Origin of the sequence: Streptomyces sp. NPDC001508, from assembly GCF_040298665.1 — a bacterium.
Classification (GTDB): domain Bacteria; phylum Actinomycetota; class Actinomycetes; order Streptomycetales; family Streptomycetaceae; genus Streptomyces.
Map to the genome: position 1 here is coordinate 53,345 of NZ_JBEPAP010000020.1, position 21,074 is coordinate 74,418.

20 protein-coding genes and 1 pseudogene are annotated in these 21,074 nt (G+C 69.5%); 2 read left to right on the forward strand and 19 right to left on the reverse strand.

Translation table 11 applies throughout. The features are described from left to right. Nucleotides 1-31: 31 nt before the first annotated feature. The 3 genes from ABT245_RS19750 to ABT245_RS19760 all read right to left on the reverse strand — a co-directional run bounded on the left by ABT245_RS19750 (nucleotide 32) and on the right by ABT245_RS19760 (nucleotide 3,828). A complete protein-coding gene (locus ABT245_RS19750; protein WP_351735233.1) occupies nucleotides 32-1,702 on the reverse strand; it encodes a choice-of-anchor M domain-containing protein in 1,671 nt (556 codons plus the stop codon). After that, nucleotides 1,702-2,349 (reverse strand): choice-of-anchor M domain-containing protein, encoded by a 648-nt coding sequence (locus ABT245_RS19755; protein ID WP_351735235.1) that lies wholly within the window; start codon nucleotides 2,347-2,349, stop codon nucleotides 1,702-1,704. Before ABT245_RS19755 ends, ABT245_RS19750 begins: the two co-directional genes overlap by 1 nt. Before the next feature lie 735 nt (nucleotides 2,350-3,084). Continuing rightward, on the reverse strand, nucleotides 3,085-3,828 hold the full coding sequence (locus ABT245_RS19760; RefSeq protein ID WP_351735237.1) for a class I SAM-dependent methyltransferase: 744 nt from the start codon (nucleotides 3,826-3,828) through the stop codon (nucleotides 3,085-3,087). Nucleotides 3,829-4,186: 358 nt separating this feature from the next. Between ABT245_RS19760 and ABT245_RS19765 the strand changes: the two genes are divergently transcribed. Continuing rightward, the gene (locus tag ABT245_RS19765; protein WP_351735239.1) at nucleotides 4,187-4,489 is read left to right on the forward strand and encodes a cytochrome P450 family protein; all 303 of its coding nucleotides are present in this window, start codon (nucleotides 4,187-4,189) and stop codon (nucleotides 4,487-4,489) included. 43 nt (nucleotides 4,490-4,532) lie between these two features. Here the strand turns inward: ABT245_RS19765 and ABT245_RS19770 are convergent, their stop codons facing one another. From ABT245_RS19770 to ABT245_RS19830, 13 genes and pseudogenes are all read right to left on the reverse strand, one after another. Beyond that, the gene (locus ABT245_RS19770) at nucleotides 4,533-5,303 is read right to left on the reverse strand and encodes a class I SAM-dependent methyltransferase (RefSeq protein ID WP_351735241.1); all 771 of its coding nucleotides are present in this window, start codon (nucleotides 5,301-5,303) and stop codon (nucleotides 4,533-4,535) included. An 80-nt stretch (nucleotides 5,304-5,383) separates the two neighbouring features. Beyond that, the gene (locus tag ABT245_RS19775; protein WP_351735243.1) at nucleotides 5,384-6,589 is read right to left on the reverse strand and encodes an aminotransferase class V-fold PLP-dependent enzyme; all 1,206 of its coding nucleotides are present in this window, start codon (nucleotides 6,587-6,589) and stop codon (nucleotides 5,384-5,386) included. 5 nt (nucleotides 6,590-6,594) lie between these two features. Continuing rightward, complete coding sequence (locus ABT245_RS19780; RefSeq protein ID WP_351735245.1) at nucleotides 6,595-7,938, reverse strand: pyridoxal-phosphate dependent enzyme; 1,344 nt, start codon at nucleotides 7,936-7,938, stop codon at nucleotides 6,595-6,597. Continuing rightward, a complete protein-coding gene (locus ABT245_RS19785; protein WP_351735247.1) occupies nucleotides 7,935-9,443 on the reverse strand; it encodes a Y4yA family PLP-dependent enzyme in 1,509 nt (502 codons plus the stop codon). The genes ABT245_RS19780 and ABT245_RS19785 overlap by 4 nt, the downstream gene beginning before the upstream one ends. 181 nt (nucleotides 9,444-9,624) lie before the next feature. Continuing rightward, nucleotides 9,625-10,506 carry a metal ABC transporter permease gene (locus ABT245_RS19790; RefSeq protein WP_351735249.1) on the reverse strand — a complete coding sequence of 294 codons (882 nt, stop codon included), beginning with the start codon at nucleotides 10,504-10,506 and terminating at the stop codon, nucleotides 9,625-9,627. Further along, a complete protein-coding gene (locus ABT245_RS19795) occupies nucleotides 10,503-11,393 on the reverse strand; it encodes a metal ABC transporter ATP-binding protein (protein ID WP_351735251.1) in 891 nt (296 codons plus the stop codon). Before ABT245_RS19795 ends, ABT245_RS19790 begins: the two co-directional genes overlap by 4 nt. Before the next feature lie 11 nt (nucleotides 11,394-11,404). After that, a complete protein-coding gene (locus ABT245_RS19800) occupies nucleotides 11,405-12,340 on the reverse strand; it encodes a metal ABC transporter solute-binding protein, Zn/Mn family (RefSeq protein WP_351735253.1) in 936 nt (311 codons plus the stop codon). A gap of 476 nt (nucleotides 12,341-12,816) precedes the next feature. Next, nucleotides 12,817-13,284 carry a substrate-binding domain-containing protein gene (locus ABT245_RS19805; protein WP_351735357.1) on the reverse strand — a complete coding sequence of 156 codons (468 nt, stop codon included), beginning with the start codon at nucleotides 13,282-13,284 and terminating at the stop codon, nucleotides 12,817-12,819. A gap of 58 nt (nucleotides 13,285-13,342) precedes the next feature. After that, nucleotides 13,343-13,537: pseudogene (locus ABT245_RS19810) on the reverse strand (hypothetical protein); the annotation flags it as partial. A 715-nt stretch (nucleotides 13,538-14,252) separates the two neighbouring features. After that, nucleotides 14,253-15,263, reverse strand: coding sequence for an alpha-ketoacid dehydrogenase subunit beta (locus tag ABT245_RS19815; protein ID WP_351735255.1), 1,011 nt, complete (start codon nucleotides 15,261-15,263; stop codon nucleotides 14,253-14,255). Next, on the reverse strand, nucleotides 15,260-16,240 hold the full coding sequence (locus tag ABT245_RS19820) for a thiamine pyrophosphate-dependent dehydrogenase E1 component subunit alpha (RefSeq protein ID WP_351735257.1): 981 nt from the start codon (nucleotides 16,238-16,240) through the stop codon (nucleotides 15,260-15,262). The genes ABT245_RS19815 and ABT245_RS19820 overlap by 4 nt, the downstream gene beginning before the upstream one ends. A 27-nt stretch (nucleotides 16,241-16,267) precedes the next feature. Beyond that, nucleotides 16,268-17,356, reverse strand: a complete 1,089-nt coding sequence (locus ABT245_RS19825) for a LacI family DNA-binding transcriptional regulator (RefSeq protein WP_351735259.1) — start codon at nucleotides 17,354-17,356, stop codon at nucleotides 16,268-16,270. Beyond that, nucleotides 17,353-18,219 (reverse strand): sugar phosphate isomerase/epimerase family protein, encoded by an 867-nt coding sequence (locus ABT245_RS19830; RefSeq protein ID WP_351735261.1) that lies wholly within the window; start codon nucleotides 18,217-18,219, stop codon nucleotides 17,353-17,355. Before ABT245_RS19830 ends, ABT245_RS19825 begins: the two co-directional genes overlap by 4 nt. A 131-nt stretch (nucleotides 18,220-18,350) precedes the next feature. On the opposite strand from ABT245_RS19830, the gene ABT245_RS19835 reads away from it, so the two are divergent. Further along, on the forward strand, nucleotides 18,351-18,665 hold the full coding sequence (locus ABT245_RS19835; protein WP_351735263.1) for an L-rhamnose mutarotase: 315 nt from the start codon (nucleotides 18,351-18,353) through the stop codon (nucleotides 18,663-18,665). Here the strand turns inward: ABT245_RS19835 and ABT245_RS19840 are convergent. Genes ABT245_RS19840 through ABT245_RS19850 form a run of 3 tightly spaced genes read right to left on the reverse strand, consistent with a single transcriptional unit; the run spans nucleotide 18,589 to nucleotide 20,778 of the window. Then, nucleotides 18,589-18,951 carry a muconolactone Delta-isomerase gene (locus tag ABT245_RS19840; protein ID WP_351735265.1) on the reverse strand — a complete coding sequence of 121 codons (363 nt, stop codon included), beginning with the start codon at nucleotides 18,949-18,951 and terminating at the stop codon, nucleotides 18,589-18,591. The genes ABT245_RS19835 and ABT245_RS19840 overlap by 77 nt on opposite strands. Before the next feature lies 1 nt (nucleotide 18,952). After that, nucleotides 18,953-19,696, reverse strand: a complete 744-nt coding sequence (locus tag ABT245_RS19845) for an SDR family NAD(P)-dependent oxidoreductase (RefSeq protein WP_351735267.1) — start codon at nucleotides 19,694-19,696, stop codon at nucleotides 18,953-18,955. After that, nucleotides 19,693-20,778, reverse strand: a complete 1,086-nt coding sequence (locus ABT245_RS19850; RefSeq protein WP_351735269.1) for a mandelate racemase/muconate lactonizing enzyme family protein — start codon at nucleotides 20,776-20,778, stop codon at nucleotides 19,693-19,695. The genes ABT245_RS19845 and ABT245_RS19850 overlap by 4 nt, the downstream gene beginning before the upstream one ends. Nucleotides 20,779-21,074 lie beyond the last annotated feature (296 nt).

Consider the following 21,074-nt stretch of genomic DNA (forward strand, 5'->3'; position numbering starts at 1 on the left):
CTGCCGGTGGCGGTCCGCCGTCCCCGCGCTCTCACGGGGCTGTACGCCGATGCCGTACGCGGGCGAGGAACACCGCGCCGCCACCCGCGAGTACGGCGGCTGCGGCCACGGCGGCCAGTACGGCGACCTGAGCGCCGGTGGAGGCGAGCGGGCCGGACGCCGACGGGTCGACACCGCTGCCGGCACCGCCGGCCGCGCTTGAACCACCGTCGCTCACTGGCGAGTTGCCGTCGTCCGACGCACTCGGCGTTGCCGAGTCAGGCGCCGTGGGCGATACGGATGACGATGCGGACGCCGTCGTGCTCGGTGTCACCGAGGGCGTGGTCGTCGGCGTCGCCGTCGGTTCGTCGCCCGTTCCCGGCGTCACGGTCCCCGGGTCGACATCGTCCCCGACCACCCAGGCGATGGTCTCCCTGTCGCTCACCTTCGTACCGTCGGCCAGGGTGGCGCTGACCGTGAAGGTGGTGCGGTAGACGCCCTCGGCGGTGAAGGCCCAGTTGAAGTGGCTGTGGGTGCCCGGCTTTAGGGTGTGCGCGTCGGGCAGCCCGTCACCGCTGTTGAGCGAGACGACCGTGGTTGCCGTCGCGTTGGTGTGGAACATCGCGACGTTTCCCGGTCCCTGCACGGAGTCGAGCCGGAAGGAGATCCTGTCGGCGATGTCGTTCCTGGCGTACTCCTGTGTGTTCCAGCCGGGCCACAGGAGGCCGGCCTGCTGCTGCAAGGGCAGCCACCACACGGCGTCACCGGCGGTCCCCAGGAACTCGTACCCTTCCTGGATCTTCCGTTTGGCTGCGGGCCGCACATGAAGGACGACCTTGCTCGGCTCGTACCACTCGTACTGGGTCTCGGTTCCTTCCTTGAACTGGAACTCCAGGTCGCCGTCCACCGGGCGGGCCGCCATGTCGACATGGCCCTCGGCGATGACGTGCGCCGCCGGGGCGGTGGCTGACGGGCTCGTGGGCCGCGAACTGGTCGGGGTGGCTGTCGGGGTGGAGCCGTCTCCGGGCAGCACGTCGGCCGGGTCGACGTCGTCGCCGACGACCACGGCGAGGGTCTCGGTGTCGGTGGCGCCGCCGCTGGTCACCGTGAAGGTGAGCCGGTGGACGCCCTCTGCCGTGAACAACCAGGTGGGCAGCATCCGTTCCTGTCCGCCGGACAGGGTGAAGGAACGCGGCGCCGTGGCGGTGTTGCCGAGATGGGCTTCGGCCGGGATGTCCGAGGAGTCCATCTCCCGGGTGTATGTGGCCAAGCCGAAGTCCCCGGGGCCGTCGTACCCCGCGAGCGTCACCTCCGTGTCCGCGCCCGCCTCGGTGCCCTTCCAGCCGGGCTCGGGCGCGAAGATGTCCGCGGCCTTCCAGCCGTTGAGCTGCCAGGCGGCCAGGTCGGTGGTGCCCAGCGCGTCCGCGACCGGGCTGAGGGTGGTCTGCAGGGACTCCTGCACGGCGTGCAGGACGACGGTCGAGGGCTCATGCGTGACCGTCGTGGCCCCGCTGCGGTCATCGATCTGCAACTGCAGCCCGCCGTCGACCAGTCGGGGTACGAAGTCCATCTCGCCCTCGTCGAGGACGACGGCACCGCCGGCGGCGCGGGCTGCCCCGCTGCCGCCGGCGACGACCAGCCCTGCCGCGCCCAACAGCACCGCGGTCGCCGCGGTGAGAGCAGCGGCCGTGAAGGCGCGTCTTCCGCGCGTCAGGGCTCCCATCACGAGCTGACGACGACGGTGTACGTCGCGGTGGCGGACTCGGTGACGCCGCCGACCGTGCCCTGGACACGGAAGGTCAGCTGGTACGTGCCGGCCTCCTCGAAGGCCCAGTTGGCGTGGTTGTGTGTGCCGACGCCGAAGGTCTTCGACTTGAAGCTGGTGGTGGCGGTGTTGCTGTCGTACCAGCGGGTGCCGGCGCCCTCGTAGACGCTGAAGTCGTCGGTGGGGGCGCCGTTGCGGGTGGCGCTGACGAGCCTGTACGACACCGAGTCGTTCGCGAAGACGCCGGTGGGCAGGTGCTCGGCGGAGATGCCCGGGAAGAGCACGCCGGCCGCGTCGGCCTCCAGTTCGGTGTCGGGGAGCAGCCAGATCTGGCTGCCGGTGCCGAGGAAGCCGTAGCCCGGGTTGGTGACTCTCGCGGCGGCCGGCACGGACAGCGTCACGTCGGCCGGCTCGTACTCGGTGTCGTTCTCCTCGTCGTGGACGTGCAGGTGCAGGTCGGTGCCGTCCCACTCGGCGTCGACCACGTCGACGTGGCCGCTGCTGAGCGTGGTCGCGGCGAGAGCCGGGGTGGCCGTGAGGCCGCCGAGCGCGACGGCCGCAGCGAGGGAACCCGAAAGGGTGAGAGCGCGGGTCAGGGTACGCAAGATGATCCCCCTAAGGATCGTTGAGAAGCGAAGGATTGGTGGTCAGTCCGTCACGAGGAAGGTGGAGATCTCTGTGACGGACTTCGAGGTGCCTCCGGCGCAGATGCTCAGTCCGGCGTGGACACCGTTCCGCCGGCGGCCTTCGGCACGGAGAGGACGACGCACGGTCAGGGTGCGTGTGATGGCATGCAAGACAGCTCCCCCCCCCGGGGACAGAAGGCGCACCTGCTTGAAGGCGCACAGACAAGTCACATGGTAATCATTTTCAAAAGATCTGCCAAGGAGTTGTGTGGGATCCATGAGGTCCGAAGGGGGAGCGGGGGCGGAAGGCCCGCGTGCCGAGCGGCGTGCGTCGCGCGGGCGCGGCGTGGTCGCTGCTCCTGCGCGTGCCGGATGACGTGGGCGGTCACCACTTGTGCGGGTCGCGGCCTGGACCGCGCGCTCACGGATCCGCCGACGCAGCCGGCCGGCGGTGAACGACTCGGGGCTCAGGGCCGACAGGGGCGTGTTCGGTCGGCGGATGCCGGGGCGCGGGCGTGTTTCGAAAGTCCCGTCTGGCCCGCGACGCCTGGCACGGCACTCCCCCAGCCTTCGGCCGGGAGGTGCCCCCACGCCGCGTTGTCGGGATCATCGGCGTACGCCCAGTACGCGGACGGCCCTCCGCCTTGCGATGCACCGCACCAGACGCCGCAGGCTCCGCCCACCGGGCGGACGACGCTACTTTCGAAACACGCCCTAATCGCCCTGACGGGTGAGGAGTTGGAGCCCGAGCTGGGGATCGCCGGCGGGTCGCATGACGAGCCCGGCTTCGGAGGCCTCCTCGGCCAGCTCGCTCTCGCTCGCCACCCACCACCGGTAGTCGACCGTGACCTCCGACAGCGGAAGACCGTCCCGCAGCACCCGGTAGTCCATCCGCCAGGTGACCTCGTCGTCGCCCGAGGGCTCCGCGCTCGCCCACCCCTCGTAGTGCAGTGCGCCCACGGTGGCCGAAGCCATCCGGGTGCGCGGAACGCGCTCCGGCCGCGTGGGCGGGCTGACGTCGACGATGAGGGCGCCGCCGGGCGCGAGCCGCTGTGCGGCGCTCGCCCACAGGGCCCGACGCTCGGCCGGCGGCAGGTGGCCCAGCATGTTCAGCGCGACGATCGCTCGCAGACCCTCCGGGAGGGCGGCGCGCGCGGCGTCCTCCGCCAGCACGGTGACCCGGCCGCGGAGTTCGGGGGCGTCGTGGACACGGGCGAGGAGCACCGCGCGCATGGGGGCGGAAGGTTCGACCGCGAGGACGGGCTCGTCGCCGGGCAGCGCGTCGCAGATGACCGCGACCCCGCGGCCGGAACCGGCTCCGAGGTCCACCACCGGTCCGGCTTCCGCTTCCACCGCGCGGAGCAGTCCGGTCAGCGCCGGGGCAAGGGACTGCCAGGCCCCGGCCATCAGCAGGTGCAGGTACTCGGCGGAGCGTTCGTACGGATCGAGCACGGTCACCCTCCGGGCTGTAGATAAAGGCGATTGTCATTTTCGCCTGGGGGGGCTGAGAGTTCAAGGTCGAACGCGTCGCTCCTGGTGATGCAACTTCCTCAAGGGGCACTGATGGTCAACTCGCCCGCACCGCTGACGGAGTTCCCGCTGCGTCGGCCGGACGGCATCAGCCCCCTTTCCTCGCCGAGCTGCGGGACGGGCCGCCGCCCCGCGTCCGGCTCCCCTGCGGATACGAGCCGTGGCGCTGCCCCGCCACGCCGGTGTACGGGCCGCCCTCGCGCCCCTCGCGCCCGCAGTGCCGACTCCCCGCGGATGGACGCCCCCGGACCACGGACGCTGTCGGCGCGCCGTCCCCCCGACCGGAATGCCGAACCTCGGCGGGTTGGTGGCCGTGGCCCAACTGCCCATCGCGGCGGGGTTCGACGCGGCCTCGAAAACGAACGGTCTGCGCTGCACGATGCGGCTGTGCCATCCGGAGCGGTTCGACGCGCTCCACGCCGTCCCGAGCCTGATCCCGTCCGCCGTCGACGAGTTCCTGCGGATCCTGACGATCGGCCGGCACGGCACCGTGCGTGTGGCGACCTGCGACGTGACCATCGGCGAGCTGACAGCGGCCGCAGGCGACGGGGTCATCTGCTCGCTCCTCGGCGCTGATCACGGCCGCTGAACCGGCCCGAATCGCAGATCGTGCAAGTGGTTCAGGGCGGTCGTCAGTCCTTCAGTGCGGCGAGGACATGGCTGTCGCCGAACTGCCAGACAGGCGTGATGCGATGGAAGCCTGCTTGGCGCAGCAGCTCGGTGTGGCGCGTCAGTGTCAGGCCGTTGTCGTTGCCGCCGGTGGTGCGGAGTTCCGACTGGCGCTGCTCGCGTTGGGTGAACAGGTCGGCCAGTTCCGGGTCGTGCGAGGCCGCATTCCACCAGGACTTCCAGTCCTCGTGGCGGCATGTGTGTGAGCGCTCCGCGCGGCGCCTGCCGACGTGTGCGGTGAGGGCGGCGCAACAGGGGTCGGCCTGGGTGAAGTGGTCGCCGTTGATGAGGGCGCCGCCGGGGCGCAGGAGTGCGGCGAGCTGTTCGTAGGTGCGCAGCAGGGCCGGTTCGGGGAGGTAGTGGAGGGCTGTGCTGGAGACAGCCGCGTCGAGGGGGCGGTCCAGGCCGAGGGTGTCGGTCCATCCGTGGGCTCCGATCACGGTGTCCACATAGCGTGCGGCGCTCGCGTGGTGGGTGCGGCCGAGTTCCAGGAGCAGGGGGTCCATGTCGACGGCGACGATCTCTGCCTGCGGCAGTCTCGCGGCGAGCCTGGCGGCCAGGGAGCCGGGGCCGCAGCCCAGGTCGAGGATCAGCGGATGAGTGCGGTCGGCCGTCATGTGCTCGACGGCGTCGACGATCACAGTGAAGCGTTCTTCCCGGTCGGTGGCGTAGTGCTCCTGCTGGAGTTCCCAGCGCTCCACCCACAGCTTGGCTGCCCCCATGCTCACGCCCATCGGTTCGTGCGCCTCTTCCGTCTCTCACCCGTCAGTGCTGTTCGGCAATCTACAGGTGGAAACGGTTTCCACTAGCATTTTCAGTTCAGTGTCCCGAGGACGGACAGCAGGCGGTCGACCTCCTCCGCCGTGTTGTACACATGCAGGCTGACCCGCACCGAACCGTCCTGATGCTCCGCGCCGGCCTGGCACAGGCTGTCCGCGCGCACCATGAATCCATGGCTGAACAAGATGAAGCCGAGGTCGTCGGAGGGGATGTCGCGGTGCCGGAAGGTGACGATGCCGTGGCGCCGCTGCACGGGTGAGTCGGCTGCCAGGCCGGCCTGGCAGCCCAGGATCTCGTAGGAGGTCAGGTGGCGGAGCCGGTCGGTGAGCCGGGCTGTCAGGGCGGTGGTCCAGCGTGCGATCCGGTCCGTGCCCGCGGTGTCCAGCCAGTCGAGCGCGGCTTCGAGGGCGGCGATGCCGACGGTGTTGGGGGTGCCGTGCCAGCCGCCGGGCCGGAAGCGCCGCCCGCGTGCGTTGCGGGCCCAGACGGCTCCGGAGCCGGGCAGGGCCAGCGCCTTGTGCCCGGAGAAGACCACGAAGTCCACGTCGAGTTCGGTCATGGACACGGGCAGATGACCGATGCTCTGGGCGGCGTCGAGACAGATCGGCACGTCGGGGCCGACTGCTTCCCGGATGCGGTGGACGTTCATGTCGCCGCCGTAGACGTGGTGGATGTGCGTGGCGGCGACGAAGCGGGTGCGCGGGCCGATCACCCCGGTCAGGGCCCGGTGGTCGTAGTCTCCGGAGGCCCTCTGGTACGGCAGGGCGCGCAGGCGCACGGTGATGCCCCGCTGTTCGAGCAGCCGCTGGGTCTCCAGCCAGGGTTCCAGGTTCGCCCGGTGGTCGGCGAACGGGACGAGGATCTCGTCGCCGTCGGTCAGTTGGTCGGTGAGCCAGTCCCGGGCAACGGCCCGCAGCCCCTCCGTGGTGCCGCTGGTGAAATGGACGCCGGACTGCTCGGGCGCGGGGTCGTCGAGGAAAGCCTTGACGCGCTGCCGGGTGCGTTCCACCATCGCCGTCGTCCGGTTGGCCCACGGGTAGGTACCACGCCCGGCGTTGGCGTTGGCCGTCGTCAGATACGCTTGCGCGGCGTCGAGGACGGTGCGCGGTTTCTGCGAGGTGGCCGCGCTGTCCAGATAGACCAGCTCCGGGTGGCCGGTGATGATGGGGTACTGCTCCCGTAGCTCTCGCTGCCAACCGGACAGCTCCCGCAGCTCATTGCTCAATCCCTCGTGGAACATGGCAGTCAGTCCCGGACCAGTGGGGCGCCCGCGTCCCGCCAGGCGACGATGCCGCCGGACAGACTGCGCACATCCGGGTGGCCCATGCGGGTCAGCAACGCGGCGTAGCGGGCGGACTTCTCGCCGACCGGGCAGGCCAGCAGGACCGGCTGCCGTTTGCTGAACGGCAGGCCGCCCCGCACAAGTTCGTCGAACAGTTCGTCCACGATGTTGACCGATCCGTCGATGTGCAGTGCGGTGTACGCCCGCGGTCCGCGCAGGTCGATCACCAGCGGCCGGGGCTGCCCGTCCGCGATCCAACGCAAGGCGTCGTCGGTGCTGACGACCTGAGCCTCCGCCCACACCTCGGCGTCGGTGAGCGCCCTCGCCGAGTTCTTCCGGGGCGGCCGGCCCAGGAGTTCGGGGCGGCGCTGCCGTACGTAGCTGAGATAGCTTTCCGCCCGGTCGCAGACGATGAAGACCGCCGTCCGGCGGCCCTCCGCCCCCGACGCGGCCAACTCCCCGTCCACGGCACGCAGATGCCGTACCGCGCCGTGATAGGCGGCGCCGCCGGTAGGTCCCGCCAGCAGACCGCAGCGGCGGATCAGGGTCAGCATGCCGTCAATGGCCTCGTCGGCGGTCACCGACTCCATCGTGTCGTACGTCGCCGGGTCGAAGAGGCCCACCTGGTGGACCTCGTCGATGGTGCGGATGCCAGGGATGAAGTCCGACTTGTGGGCCACCAGCCCGACCACCCGTACCCCGGGGTCCTGCTCGCGCAGCGCCCGCGCCACCCCGGTCGACGAACCGGCGGTGCCCACGCAGGCGATGAACCAGTCGGGTGCCCGGCCGTCCAGATCCTTGACGATCTCCGGTCCGGTGCCCGCCGCGTGCGCCTCGGTGTTGCGCGGGTTGAAGTACTGGTCGGTGTGCAGATAGGCGCTGCCGTCCCCAGCAAGGGCCTGGTGGAAGCGGGTCAGCGGGTCCTCGGTGTCGGTCGGGTCGAGGCACTCGCTCTGCCCCGGCAACTCCTCGATCTCCGCGCCCAGCAGCAGAAGCAGCTCCTTGACCTCCGGCACCCGCATCCGGTTGGTGACGCTCTTGAACCGCAGCCCGTGCATTCCCGCGAGCAGGGCCAGCGCCTTGGCGGTGTTGCCGCTCGACAGTTCCACGACTGTCGCTCCCCGCTCGGCGGCATCGGCGAGACCGGGGCGCGCCATGTTCCACGCGGCCCGGTCCTTGACCGAGCCGAAGGGGTTGAGCATCTCCAGCTTGGCGTACAGGTCGATGTGGCGCAGGCCGTGCACGGCCGGATCGATGCGTACCAGCGGCGTGTTGCCGATGGCCTCCGTGATGCTGTCGTACCTCATGAAACCGGTCCTCTCGGCCGTGTGTTCGGCCAGTACTCCTCGTCCGGACACCAGCGCCAGGAGTCCCCGTCGCGTTGGACGGCGACCGTGCGGGCGAGCGGCTGCCGCTGCGCCCGGTGGGCGTGGAAGTCCATGGTGTAACCCGCGGTGTTGGCGAACGCCAGCAGATCGCCGGTGCGTGGCAGCCGGGGCAGGAACACCTTCCGGCGTGTGATCAGATCGGCTTCCAGACACAGGTTGCCGACCAGGTAGACCCCCACTGGCTCCCCGGCGCCCGCGTCTTCCTTCCCGGCCGTGCCGCTACGGGGGAGGAGGACGGGATCCACGAGAACGCCGTGCTCTTCCAGGCTCACATCGCCCGCGTTCATGCCGAGGCGCACCAGGAGGTCATCGGAGTCCTGGCCTGTGCGGCGCACGTCGAGCACCCGCGCCAGCGAGAGCCCGCACTGGTCGACGAGCGCGCGGCCCGGTTCGCAGCACAGGTCGTAGAGGTGTTCCAGGAGGAGGGCGCCGAGTGGACGGCCCGAGGAGGGGGCGGGATGGGAGAGGAGTTCGTCGAGATAGCCGGGGCCGGCCGTGGGCCGGTGGGCCGGATAGAGCGCCGGCGTCCCGCGCAGCGTGCCGCCTTCGTTGCGCAGGCCGTAGCCGTCTCCGCGCCAGGTCAGGGCAGGGCGGGTACCCAGCACCGCGCCCGCCAGCTCGGTGGTGTAGCGCGCCCACTGGCCGGCGTCCGCGAGATAGCCGACCCCGAAGCCGCCGCCGATGTCGATGACGCGCGGGTCCAGCCCGCGGGCCCGGCACTCGTCCATGACCGTGACACACTGCTCCAACGCGGTCGCCTTCTCCGCCAGGCCGTTGGTGTCCAGGTGGTAGGCGACACCGGTCAGCCGGACGGTGTCCTGGTGCCGTTCGACCGTGTCGAGCAGAGCGCCCACCTCCCGCAACGGCGTACCGAAGCGGCTGCGGCGAGAGAGCATCTTCACACCGGACGCACCAGGGCCGGTGGCCGTTTCGAACTCCGACAGCCGCAGCAGGACATCAGCCCGAGGCAAGGAGAACTTCCCTACCAGCTCTGCCAGTTGATCGAGCTCGCCAGGCGAGTCGATGTTCACGGTGACGCCGGTACGGGCGGCGAGCCACAGGAACTCCGGGTCCTTCGGGCCGGTGGCCATGATCCGGTCCGGGGTGACACCGCAGCCCAGGACATGTTGCAGCTCGCCCAGCGAGGCGACGTCGACGCCGACCGTCGCGGGTTCGGCCGCCGCCAGCCGGCGCACCAGGCAGCTGGACTGGTTCGCCTTGTGCGCGAAGTACACCCGGCCGGTGAGGTGATGCTTGCGGTAGACGCCGCTGAACTGCTCGGCGTTCTCGGCGATCCGGTCGGGCAGCAGCACATTGAGCGGGGAGCCGAGCGCGTCGACGAGGGAGTGCAGGAAGGGCACTTGGTCCAGTAACGAGCTGAGCGGTGGCTCCAGTCGTGGTCGCAGATACAAGGGCACACGCACGACAGGCCCCTCCCCGTGCACCGGCGGCTGCGGCTCCCGGGGGGTCGAGCGACACCGCCGTGGGGCACTGGCAACCGATCAGACAATCGTTCGGGGATCATCATTTCCCATTACAACTGTCCTTAAGCCATGCTTTGCCCGGCAGCTCCGCCACGGCATGGAAGGGCGTGCCGATCGCCGGTCAGACGGGTTGCGGGACTGTCCTGCCGGCTCCCCACCGCCGGGTGCGGTAGGTGCCGACGAGCCGGCAGGCGACGTAGACGGTGAAGGAGATCGTTGTGACGTAGGGGCTGATGGGGATGCTGCTGCCCAGCGCGAGCAGGATGCCACCCTCGATCGACACCACGGCGAAGACCACACTGAGCAGCGGAAGCAGTACCGGCGAGGCGGTGATGCGGGCGGCGGCCGCGGCGGGGGTGACGAGGAGGGTGAGAACCAGCAGCGCGCCGACGACCTGCACCGACAGCGCGACCGCGAGACCGAGCACGATCATGAAGGCGACGGACACGGCACGCACCGGCACGCCGCGGGCCTCGGCGACATCCGGGTCCGCGCTGGCGAAGGCCAGTGGCCGCCACAGAACGGCCAGAGCGACCATGATCAGCGCCGAGGTGCCGAGGAGCCAGTTCATCTGCGGGGTGTCGACGGCGACGATCTGGCCCGTGAGCAGGCCGAACTTGTTGGCCGCCCTGCCCTTGTAGAGGGCGAGGAAGAGCACGCCGAGTCCCAGGCCGAACGGCATGAGGATGCCGATCACCGAATTGCGGTCCCGGGCTCGCGCGCCCAGTACGCCGATCGTGCCGGCCGCGACGAGCGAACCGATGATCGAACCCGCCACGACGTTCACCTCCAGCAGCAGCGCGGCGGACGCGCCCGCGAAGGACAGCTCGCTGATGCCGTGGACCGCGAAGGGCAGGTCGCGCATGATGACGAAGACCCCGACCAGGCCGCCGACGAGGCCGAGTGCGGCGCCGGCGATGAGGGAGTTGCGAACCAGCTCCAGGAGTTCGCTGTAGTTGTCGAAGCTGAAGATCTGGTGCCAGATTCCGTCGGCGAACGTCATGGGCGGACTCCGTCGGTCTCGTGCACCACGGAGGCGTGGTGGTGGGGCGGAGCGGGGGCGATCGGCTCGTCGGGTGCTCCGACGACCACGATCCGGCCGTGGACGTGTACGACGTCGACCTGTGTGCCGTACAAGTCCGACAGGGACGCGGAGGTCAGCACCTCCTCCGGCGTGCCGACACGGTGGCCGGCCGGTGCCAGGTACAGCACCCGGTCCACCAGGTCGAGTACCGGGTTGATCTCGTGGGTCACGAAGACCACCGCCGTGTTGTGGGAGCGGCGCCGGGCGTCCACGAGTTCGGTGACCGCCCGCTGGTGGCGCAGGTCGAGGGAGAGCAGCGGCTCGTCGCACAGAAGGATCCGCGGATCGGCCGCCAGGGCCTGACCGATACGCACGCGCTGGCGTTCGCCGCCGGACAGCAGGACGAGGGGGACGTCGGCGTAGGCCGCGGCCCCGACGGCTTCCAGGATCTCGTCCACCCGCCTGCGGGCGGCGCCCGGCCGCAGCCGTGGTCCGAAGCGGTGCCCGTCGATCCCGAAGCGCACGAGGTCGCGGGCGCGCAGCATCGCGTGCGCGGACAGGGCGGCCTGCTGGGGGACGTAGCCGATGTGCCGGGCGGCCTCGCGGGGAGTTCGGCCGAGGACGGTCAGTGTTCCCGCGGACAGCGGCTGCCGGCCCAGCAGGGCACGCACGAGGCTGGTCTTGCCCGAGCCGTTCGGGCCGAGCACGGCCAGGAACTCCCCGGGGCGTACGTCGAGATCGAGGTCGTGCCACAGGACCCGCTCGCCGTACGACAGGGCGGCGCCACGCAGGCTGATCGGCGCCGCGGCGCCGATGCCGCCGGTCTCGGCCCTGCTGCCTTGGCGGCCCTGGGACACGGAGGCCATGGCCGGCCGCCTCACTTGTCCAGCGCGCTCGCGAGCGCGTCGACGTTGGAGGTCATCCAGCCGAGGTAGTTCTCGCCCTTGGGCAGTGTCTCGGTCACCGGCACGACGGAGATGCCGGCCGCCTTCGCCGCCTCCTCGACCTTCTGCGTCTGCGGGCCGGAGGTCTGCGCGTTGTAGACCAGTGCCTCGACCTGCTTGCCGCTGTACAGCGACAGAGTCTCCTGAAGGATCTTCGGGGAGACGTCGTCGCCTTCCTCGATCGCCTCGCTGAACTCCTCAGGCGTCTTGTTCACCAGGCCGCCGGCCTCGGTCATGTACAGCGGTACGGGCTCGGTGATGCCGATGGCCTCGCCGCCGTGCTTCTTCTTGATGTCCGCTTCCTTCGTCTCCAGGGGCTTGAGCTTCGCCTTGAACGTCTCGGCGTTCTTCGTGAAGGTCGCGGCGTCCGCGGAGTCGGCCTTGCCGAGGGCGGCGGCGATACTGTCGGCGATCTTGGCGACGGTGGGGAAGTCGTACCAGACGTGCTCGTTCAGCTCGCCGCCCTTCGGGGCGGTCTTCCCGGACACCTTGACCGCGTTGATCATCTCGGGGGAGCTGTTGTTGCTCTTCAGCATCCGGTCGATGAAGTCGTCGTAGCCGCCGCCGTTCTCGATGACGACCTTCGCCTTGGACAGCGCAAGCTGGTTCTGGGTGCCGGCCTCGTAGGAGTGCGGGTCCTGGTCGGGGTCGCTGATGATCGAGGTGACGTCGACCTTGTCGCCGCCGATCTGCTTGACGATGTCACCGTAGACGTTCGTGGAGGCGACCACCGGGACGGCATCCGCGGCGGCCGGGCTTGCCGAGGCGGCCCCGTCGCTTCCGGAGTCCGACGAGCTGCCACAGCCTGCCAGCAGGGCCAGGGAGACGCCGGCTATCAGCGCCAGAGGCCGGGACGAGGGCGTGGGCATGGATCCTCCATGACAGGTGTGAACGGGAGTCTTCGCGATGGCTGCGCGGCCCGGTTCTGTCCGGGCGCACACCACCACGCTAGATGGAAACGAATGTCAAGACCATGGCTATATCTGGACGATATGAAAATCATTGCCGAGACTTGACGTGTCCGCCAGGGGTGAGGACTCTCCGGATCGGGTCGCGGCTGACAGTGGTCGCAGACCCCCGTCAGCTCGGCGGTGTGCTCCACCTCGGCGAAGCCGGTGGTCGCGGCCCCGCTGTCGGCCCAGGGTTCGACGGCGTCGGCCTCCACGGCCCGGCTGAGACCGCCGCGTCGACAGACGAGGTGGTGGCGGTGTGCGTCGGTCGGCCGGGGGCGGTAGAGCCGCTCTGGGCACGCTGAGTAACCGCAAGTGGGGCGATGCGCCAAGCGACTCTGGGTTCGCCGGCGGCGGTTGTGCGGGAGGTCGGGACCGGTGCTGTTCGTCAGGGCTCATGATCCGTGGGTACGCGAAGCGCAGCAGCCTGAGGAGAGGAGAGGGACGGCGCGCCGGCGGACCTCCGACAACGGGCGACGTACGGTGGTCAGAGGGACGGTGGCTACGGTTGCGTGCGGGCTGTCGCCGAATCCGACCACGGCAAGGTCGTCCGAGGCGCGGAGATTGCTCTCGTGCAGGGCCTGCAGTAGTCCCAGCGCCAGCCGGTCATCGGCGCAGAAGACGGCGGAAGGGCGACGCGCGCCGGCAAGCAGGTCTTGTCCGCTTTCCTTCCCGGCTCGCACGGTGAGAGTCCGCGCCTGGGCGTCCCATGGCGGCGGAAGGGGAAGGCCGGCATCTGCCAGGACCCCTACTGCTGTGGCATGCATAGGCCGGAAGTGGTGGTTCGCCAGGCCCCCTAGGTAGGCGATGTGACGGTGGCCCAGTTCCAAGAGGTGCGATGGCCGAACGGGTTCCGCCGGCATCGTCCGTGCGCACTGTCGGCGTCGAACGTTGCCGGTGGTCACCGGCGACGATGGGCATGTCGGTGCGGCCCTGGATGGCCTTCACCAACTGATCGGTCTGGTCGTCACCACTGGGAATCACCCCGTGACACCTCTGTGCCGCAAGGAACGCCGCGTAACGTTCGCGGTGGTCCGGGCCGTGAAGACCGGCCCGGACCATCACGCCCATACTCAGCTCCGTGGCCGCCTGCTCGATCCCTTCGACCAAAGCCATGGCGAACGTATCAGCCGGCGTCGGCAGGACCGTTGCGATGACGGGTGCGGGCAAGCCGTGCAGTTGGCGTGCTCCCTCGACGCGAATGAAGCCCAGGCCGTCGATGGCACGCTGGACCCGCTCGCGTGTGGGCGCTGCCACGACGCCCGGGCGATTGACGTGCGGACGCCCCTGGCACCGGATTCCACTGGTGGCAGGGGCGTCGGCCGCGAACACTGGCGGCCAGGCGGCCCTCCGGCAGGGAAAGGGATCCGCTGACCACGAGGGCCAGTACGGCCTCGGATGCGCTGACGCGTGAGGTTCGGCCGCGCTGCCCCAGGCCGGGGCAACTGACCAGCACGTGCGATTCGTCCGAGGGGGAACCAATCGGTGTGCACGGCTCGACTACGAGGCTTCTGAGTCGTTCCCGGTCAAGCATGGGTGCACGCGGAGCAGTTGATGAGGCGCGAAGCAGCGGCCGGCCTGGTCGCTCCGACTCTGAGTCGAGCGGGCGCTGATGGCGCACGCACAACCACACGTGATCGCGGAGTGCGTCGACCAGGAGCCGGTAGGCACCGCCATGGCAGGTGTTGCGGACAGCCGCTTGCCCTGGTTCGAGTGCGTGGGCCCGACCCGACGTCGTTGGGCGATCTGCCCAGCGCCGCATCAATGTCCCGTAGCTCGCCGGTGGCGGGGCCGCCGCACAGTTCCTGATTGGCCTGAGCGACGGCCGGCGTCAGTACTGGACGAGCTGCTCGACGGAACCAACGATGCGGTTCACGTCCGGCAAGTGGGCTTCCTCCAGGACGCCGGAGTACGGCACCGGAGTGGGGTCGCTGGCCAGGAGCACGGGGGGCGCGTCGAAGAGTTCGAAGTGCTGCGTCGTGAGGGAGGAGATCAGCGAGGCGCCCCAGCTGCCGTCGGGCGGGCCCTCCTGGACGACCACCAGCCGCGACGTCTTGCGCAGTGACGTGGTCACCGTCTCGAAGTCGAACGGCACGAGCGTGCGAGGATCGATGACCTCAACACAGATGCCTCGTGCGGACAGGACGCGGGCGGCATTCTCAGCATGGTGACGCATCTGCTGGGTGGCGACCAGGGTCACGTCGGTGCCTTCGCGTACGACATCGGCGACGCCGAGAGGGACGAGGAAGGCGTCATCGGGTTCGGCGGGGACCTCGCCCTTGAGGGCGAACAGGTTCTTGTGCTCGAAGACCAGCACCGGGTCGTTGTCACGGATCGCGGAGCGCAGCAGCCCGTACAGGTCGGGAACGGTGCCGGGCACAACGATCTTCAGGCCGGGCACGTTGAGGAACCAGTTCTCCGCCGCCTGCGAGTGCTGGGGGCCGAAGCCGGAGCCGGCTCCGTTGCACATCCTGACCGTGACGGGCGTTCTGGCCTGTCCGCCTGTGGTGTAGCGGTACTTGGCGAGGGTGTTGACCAGTTGGTCGAAGCACACCCCCGCGAAGTCGGCGAACATGATCTCGGCGACGGGCCGCAGGCCCATCAGGGAGGCTCCGACGGCGGTGCCGATGATCGCCTGTTCCGAGATCGGTGTGTCGCGCACGCGGTCACCGAAGCGTTCCTTGAGTCCCGTCGTCGTCTTGAAAGCTCCGCCGGCTTCTCCGACGTCCTCGCCCAGGAAGACCACGGTGGGGTCGTGTTCGAGTTCGTCGGCGAGGGCTCGTGCGATCACCTTGCGGTAGTTCAGCTGCACGAGCTGTGGGGCAGTGAGGGTGTCGGTCATCGGGGCGTCCAGACGTCGTCGAAGCGGGCTTCCGGGGCAGGGTCTTTCCACGACAGGGCTGTTGCGGCGGCCTCTTGTACGGCCATTGCGGCACGGTCGCGGACGGCGTCGAGTTCGTCCTGGTGGACGCCGAGTGCACGGGCTCGTTCTTCGGCGAGGAGCAGGGGGTCGCGTGCCAGCCACGCGTCCAGTTCACCGTCGGGACGGTAGGTCGCGGGGTCCGCCCGTGAGTGGCCCGACTGGCGGTAGGTCATGGCCTCCAGCAGGGTCGGGCCGTGTCCGTCGCGGGCTCTTTGCACGGCGGTGCGGGCCGCCTCCCGCACGGCCACCACGTCGTTGCCGTCGATGCGTAGGCCGGGCATGCCGTAGGACGTGCCGCGCTCGGCGAGGTCGGTGTTGGCGGTCGTGGTGGCGATGGGGGAGTACTCGCCGTAGAGGTTGTTCTCGATGACGAAGATCACCGGGAGCTTCCACACACCCGCGAGGTTGAGCGTCTCGTGGAAGGTGCCGATGTTCACGGCGCCGTCGCCGAAGAAGGAGACACTGACCGCACCGGTTCCCAGGAGTTGGGCGGCCCAGGCCGCACCGGTGTTGATCGGCAGGTGTGCGCCCACGATGGCGAAGGAGCCCAGTGCCCCCACACTGAAGTCGGTGAGGTGCATGGAGCCGCCCTTGCCGCCGCACAGACCGTCCGCTTTGCCGAGGATCTCGCCGAAGGCACGGTCGAGCGGTGCGCCTTGGGCCAGGACGGTGCCGTGTCCGCGATAGGTGCAGGTCGTGGTGTCACCGGATCGCAGCGCTGCGGTGACTCCGACGGACACTGCCTCCTGCCCCTGGTAGAGGTGGGTGCTGCCGCGGACGAGCGAGCGGGAGAACCAGTCCTTGACCGTGTCCTCGAAGAAGCGGATCTCGTGCATGCGTCGCAGCAGGTCGAGGAGGTCGGCCTGGCTCACCGTGCTGGGTGGTGCGGTTGTCACGTGGGGACTCCTCACGTCGTGCGGGACTTATGAGCGCGGGGGAGCGCAGCTGGCCGCCGGGTGGAAGACAGCGGGCAGGATGGTCGTGTCGGGTTCCGCGCCGTTCAGACGGTCGAGCAGAAGCCGTGCCGCGACCGTCCCCATCTCGTACGGGTCGCGGCGGACGGTGGCCAGGGCGGGGGTGAAGAACTGGGCCAGGGGGACGTCGTCGCAGGTGACCAGGGACAGGTCATGGGGAATGGCGACCTTGCGGCCGGTGAGTTCACCGATGACGCCCACCAGGATCTGGTTGCCTCCTGCGATCAGAGCGGTCGGCGGTCGGCGGCTGTCCAGCAGTTCCCGGGTGGCGGCCCTGCCGTGTGCTTCGGTGAAGGCGCCGGGCCGCACCTGTGCGACGACACCGGGGTACTGCTCGACCGCCTCCTCGAGCGCGTTGATGCGTTCGCGGGTGGGGCGCACGTGCGGCGATCCGGCGATGAGGGTGATGCGCTGATGCCCGAGCTCCACGAGGTGGGCCACGGCCTGGGTGATGCCGGCACGATGGTCGGAGAGCACGGCGCTGACGCCGCTGGAGGCGGGCAGTTCACGGTCGACGAGGACTGCCGGCGCTTCGATGCGGGCGAGGGCTTCGACGGTCTCGTCGCTGGTCTCGTCGGACAGGGACAGCAGCAGGCCGTCGACGCGCCGTTGCTGGAGCAGCCCGATGTTGGCCGCGTCCAGGGCAGGGTCGTTGACCGAATTGGTCAGGAGCATCGTGTAGCCCGCCTCGCGCAGTGCGACCTCGGCGCCGAGGGTGATCTGGGCGAGCAGCGGGTTGGAGATGTCACCCACGACGAAGCCGATGGTGCGGGTGGCGCCGCGGCGCAGCATCTGCGCCAGCATGTTCGGCTGGTAGCCGAGTTCCTCGACAGCCGCCATGACCCGACTCCGCATGGCCTCGCTGACGTCCGCGTGCCCGGACAGAACACGGGAGACCGAGGACACGGCGACGCCCGCGCGCTCGGCGACCTGGGCCATGCCGGTACTGCTCGCGGGAGTCGGCGCGGGATTCTTCACCCGGCGTCCGCGGCCCTTGGGCTGAGCAGAGGCGCCGTTGCCGGATGCCTGGGCGCTCATACAGACACCCCCTCGGCGCGGGAGCGGTAAGAGCGGACCGCAGCCAGCAGCAGATCACGCAAGAGCACGGACTCGGCGACAGTGTCGACGCGGTTGCAGTCCATCCATTCCTGCCACACGTACTCCAGGGCCAAGTAGCCCGAGAATCCCTGCTGGTGGAGAGTGGACACGATCGGCGTCCAGTCGATCGCGTCCTCGCTGACCGCGACTTGCAGCTTGCCGGGGCGTCCGGGACGGCACTGAAGGTGCCGGACGTGCGTCAGCAGCGGTTCGATCTCCCTCTGCGGGACATCCGCGTACACGTAGTGGGCCGGGTCCAGCGTGATGCGCAGTCCGGAGACGCTCTCCAGCAGGCGGAGTGTCTTCTCCGGTGTGTCGATGAGAGAGCCTGTGTGCGGTTCCACGGACAGCTCCAGGCCGCGCGAGGCAGCCAGTTCGACGCGGCGGTTGAGACCTTCGGCGGAGCGGGCGAGAGCCTGGCCGAAGGACTCGCCGCCGAACAGGACGCCAGGCAGCGTGGTGATCCCGGGCGCTCCCACGTGCTGGGCGAACTCCACGGCGTCGAGGAAGAACTCGAAGGACCGGTCCTGCTGGGCCGGGTCCGGGTTGTTCACAGCCATGGTCTCGAAGTCGGTGTACGGGATCGCGAACACGTCGGCGATGGCGAGACCGCGCGATGTGACGCGTTCACGTGCGGCTCCGGCGGCGTAGGCGATCGCGCCGTGCTCCTGTTCGGGGCGTATGTGGGAACGCAGGGACATGAAGCCCAGGTCCACGGCGTCACAGCCGATGGCGCGGATCAGGTCCAGCGCGGCCGCATGCGGCAGTAGGGGCCAGGTGTAGTCGGCGCACGAGAGACGCATCAGTTTTCTCCGGGATCGTCAGCGGCCTTGCAGGGGATCGACGTCCTGGAATCCATTCCAGGCTGGAATCCTTTCCAGTACAGTGCCCGAGGTCTCCCCGTCGAGACAAGTCCACAGCCCGAGGAGTTCAGATGCAGCGCGTGTGCTTTCAGATGGAGCTGATTCCCGGCCGCGAAGCGGAATACCAGCGACGGCACGATGAGATCTGGCCCGAGCTCGTGGCCGAGCTGCGCTCCGCAGGGGTGCGCAACTACACCCTCTTCCGGCTGGACACCACGGTGATCGCCTATGCGGAGTGCCATCCCGACGCGGCCACGGCCTTCGGCAAGGTGGCGAGCACAGAGGTGGACGCGCGCTGGACACGGTGGTTCAGCGATGTTCTTGTCTGCGATGCGCAGGGTGCGGTGGCTCGGGCCGAGGCTGCTGAGGTGTGGCATCTGGAATGAACCTCCCTTCCGCGCTTTCCAGTTCGTGCGTGGCGAGCGCGACGACGTCCGCCTCCAGCCAGGGCCGCAGCGGCAGCCGGTCGAGGTGCGTGACCAGAGCGGTCGCGTCCCTCGCCCGCCAGATCCCGACGTTGGCGCGCTGTCCGGGAATGCGCCACATCCGGGCGATGACTCCCTCGTCCATCAGCATGCGCCCGATGCGGCGTTCCTCGGTGATCAGTTCCGCCAGCCGGGGATGGCGCCGCAGTTCGGGCCAGTCCTGCCGCAGGGTGACCAGAAACTCCATGTCAGTACGCCAGCCATCCGCCGCTGACGTTCAACGTCGCCGCGGTGATGAACGACGCGCGTGCCGAGGCCAGGAAGAGCACGGCGGAAGCCACTTCCTGGGCCGTCCCGAGCCGCCGCAGAGGCGTGGCCGAGAGGATCGTGTCCAGCGCGTCGGCAGTGAGATCGTCGGTGAGCATCGTGGTGTCGATGGCTCCGGGCGCGACCGTGTTGACGGTGATACCGCAGGGGCCGTAGGTGCGGGCGAGCCCACGGCACAAGGAGACGAGCCCGCCCTTGCTCGCCGCGTAGACGGCCGATCCGCCGTAGCCGCCGCTCCACCAGCCCTGGGACGCGGCCGCGATGAGCCGGCCTCCTGTTCCTTGGCGGGCCATCAGGCCGGCGGCCTCGCGCAGCAGGAAGAACGATGCCTTGAGGTTGACGTCGTGCTGCACATCCCAGTCCGCCTCCGTGACCTGTGCGATGTCGCGCCGACGGAGCACACCTGCCAGATGTGCCACCACATCGAGTCCACCGAGAGTGTCCGCTGCCGCTGTCACCAGGCGGCCGCTCTCCGCGGTGTCGCGAAGATCGGCCGTCACCGAGGCCCGCGCGCCGAGGTCCTCGGACACGGGGGTCACATCGGAGACGACGACGGCGGCTCCGGCCGCGACGAAGGACTCGGCGACGGCCGCGCCGATGCCGCCTGCCGCGCCGGTGACCAGTACCCGGGCGTCCTTGAGCCCGTCGTCCAGCAAGGAGTTCATGCGTCGAGCCGATGATGCGAGATGTAGTCCCAGTCCAGCTCCCAGCCGAGCCCCGGGCGGTCGGGGAGGATGAACTGGCCCTGCTCCAGCGGCTCCTTGTTGGTGACCAGGGTCCACCAGAAGGGGTCGCGGTCGGGATGGAAGCACTCGGCCTGCGTCCCGTGCGGAATGCTGGCCAGAAGGTGCGTGCTCACCTGAGGTTCTTCATGGTGTCCCATCTGGACGTCGTAGCTGCTCGCAATCGCTGCGGTGCGCCGCCAGGCGGTCGGTCCGCCGGACCAGGAGGCGTCGAAGTTGCACACATCGATGGCCCCCGTCTCCATGAGGTCGCGGCAGCCGCTGGCGGACAGCTCGCTCTGTCCTGCGCAGACGGGGATGCCGCCCATGAACCGTACGTCCCGCAGCGCCCGCCGGTCGTTGTGCCACCGCACGGGTTCCTCGAACCACTGAATGTTCGCGCCGTCCAGGCGACGGGCCAGTTCGACCGCCTGGGGGACGGTATAGCCCTGGTTGGCATCGATGCAGATCGTGAAGTCGGGGCCGGCTGCGGCACGCGCCCGCAGCACTCGTTCCGCGTCCTCGGCGGGACTCGCGCCCCCCACCTTGAACTTCATGCCCGCCAGGCCCAACGTCTCGCGGTAGTAGGTGATTTCCTCCTCGATCGGCCCCAGAGGCTCGCCGTAGTAGCCGCCGATCGCCGTCATGGGAATCCTGTCGCGGGTACCGCCCCACAAACGCCACAGCGGTTGGCCGACGACCTTGCCATAGGCGTCCCAGACCGCGGTGTCCAGCGCCGCGAGGGCCACGAGGCCCGTCCTGCGGTCCCGCAGGATGTCGAAGGTGGCGGGATACGCGGCCTCCCACGCCTTCTCGGTGGCCAAGACGTCGACTCCGGCCACCCGGGGAGCTATCTCGTTGAGCAGGGCGGCCTGGATCTCGCGCGCCCCGGCGTCCTCGTCGCCGACGTACGCCTCGCCAGTGACGCCGGAGTCGGTGAGGACCCGGACGACCAGGGTGGCGCGGTGGGTCATCCGGTAGTAGCTGCCGCGGAACTCGCGGGCCAGGGGAGCCCGGACGGGCACTGCTTCGATCGCGCGAATGTGCACGCCCGACGAGGACGTCGGTCGGGTGCTTGCTGTAGAAGGCGATGACACCGCTGTGGAGTCGAGCGCATTGGTCGCCATGTGTGGCACCTCTCTCCTGGAATCGTTACCAGCGTGGCACTTGCCGACGTGGATGGTCAACCTCTCAAAGGAGAGGAGCTGCGGTACATGTAAATATGCAGGTCGTAGCGGTTCTCTCGTTCCGAATCAAGGAGATCTGTGTTCCAGGGGTTGACGCTTGGCTGAGAGGAGACCGAAAGTTGCCCTGGAAAGCA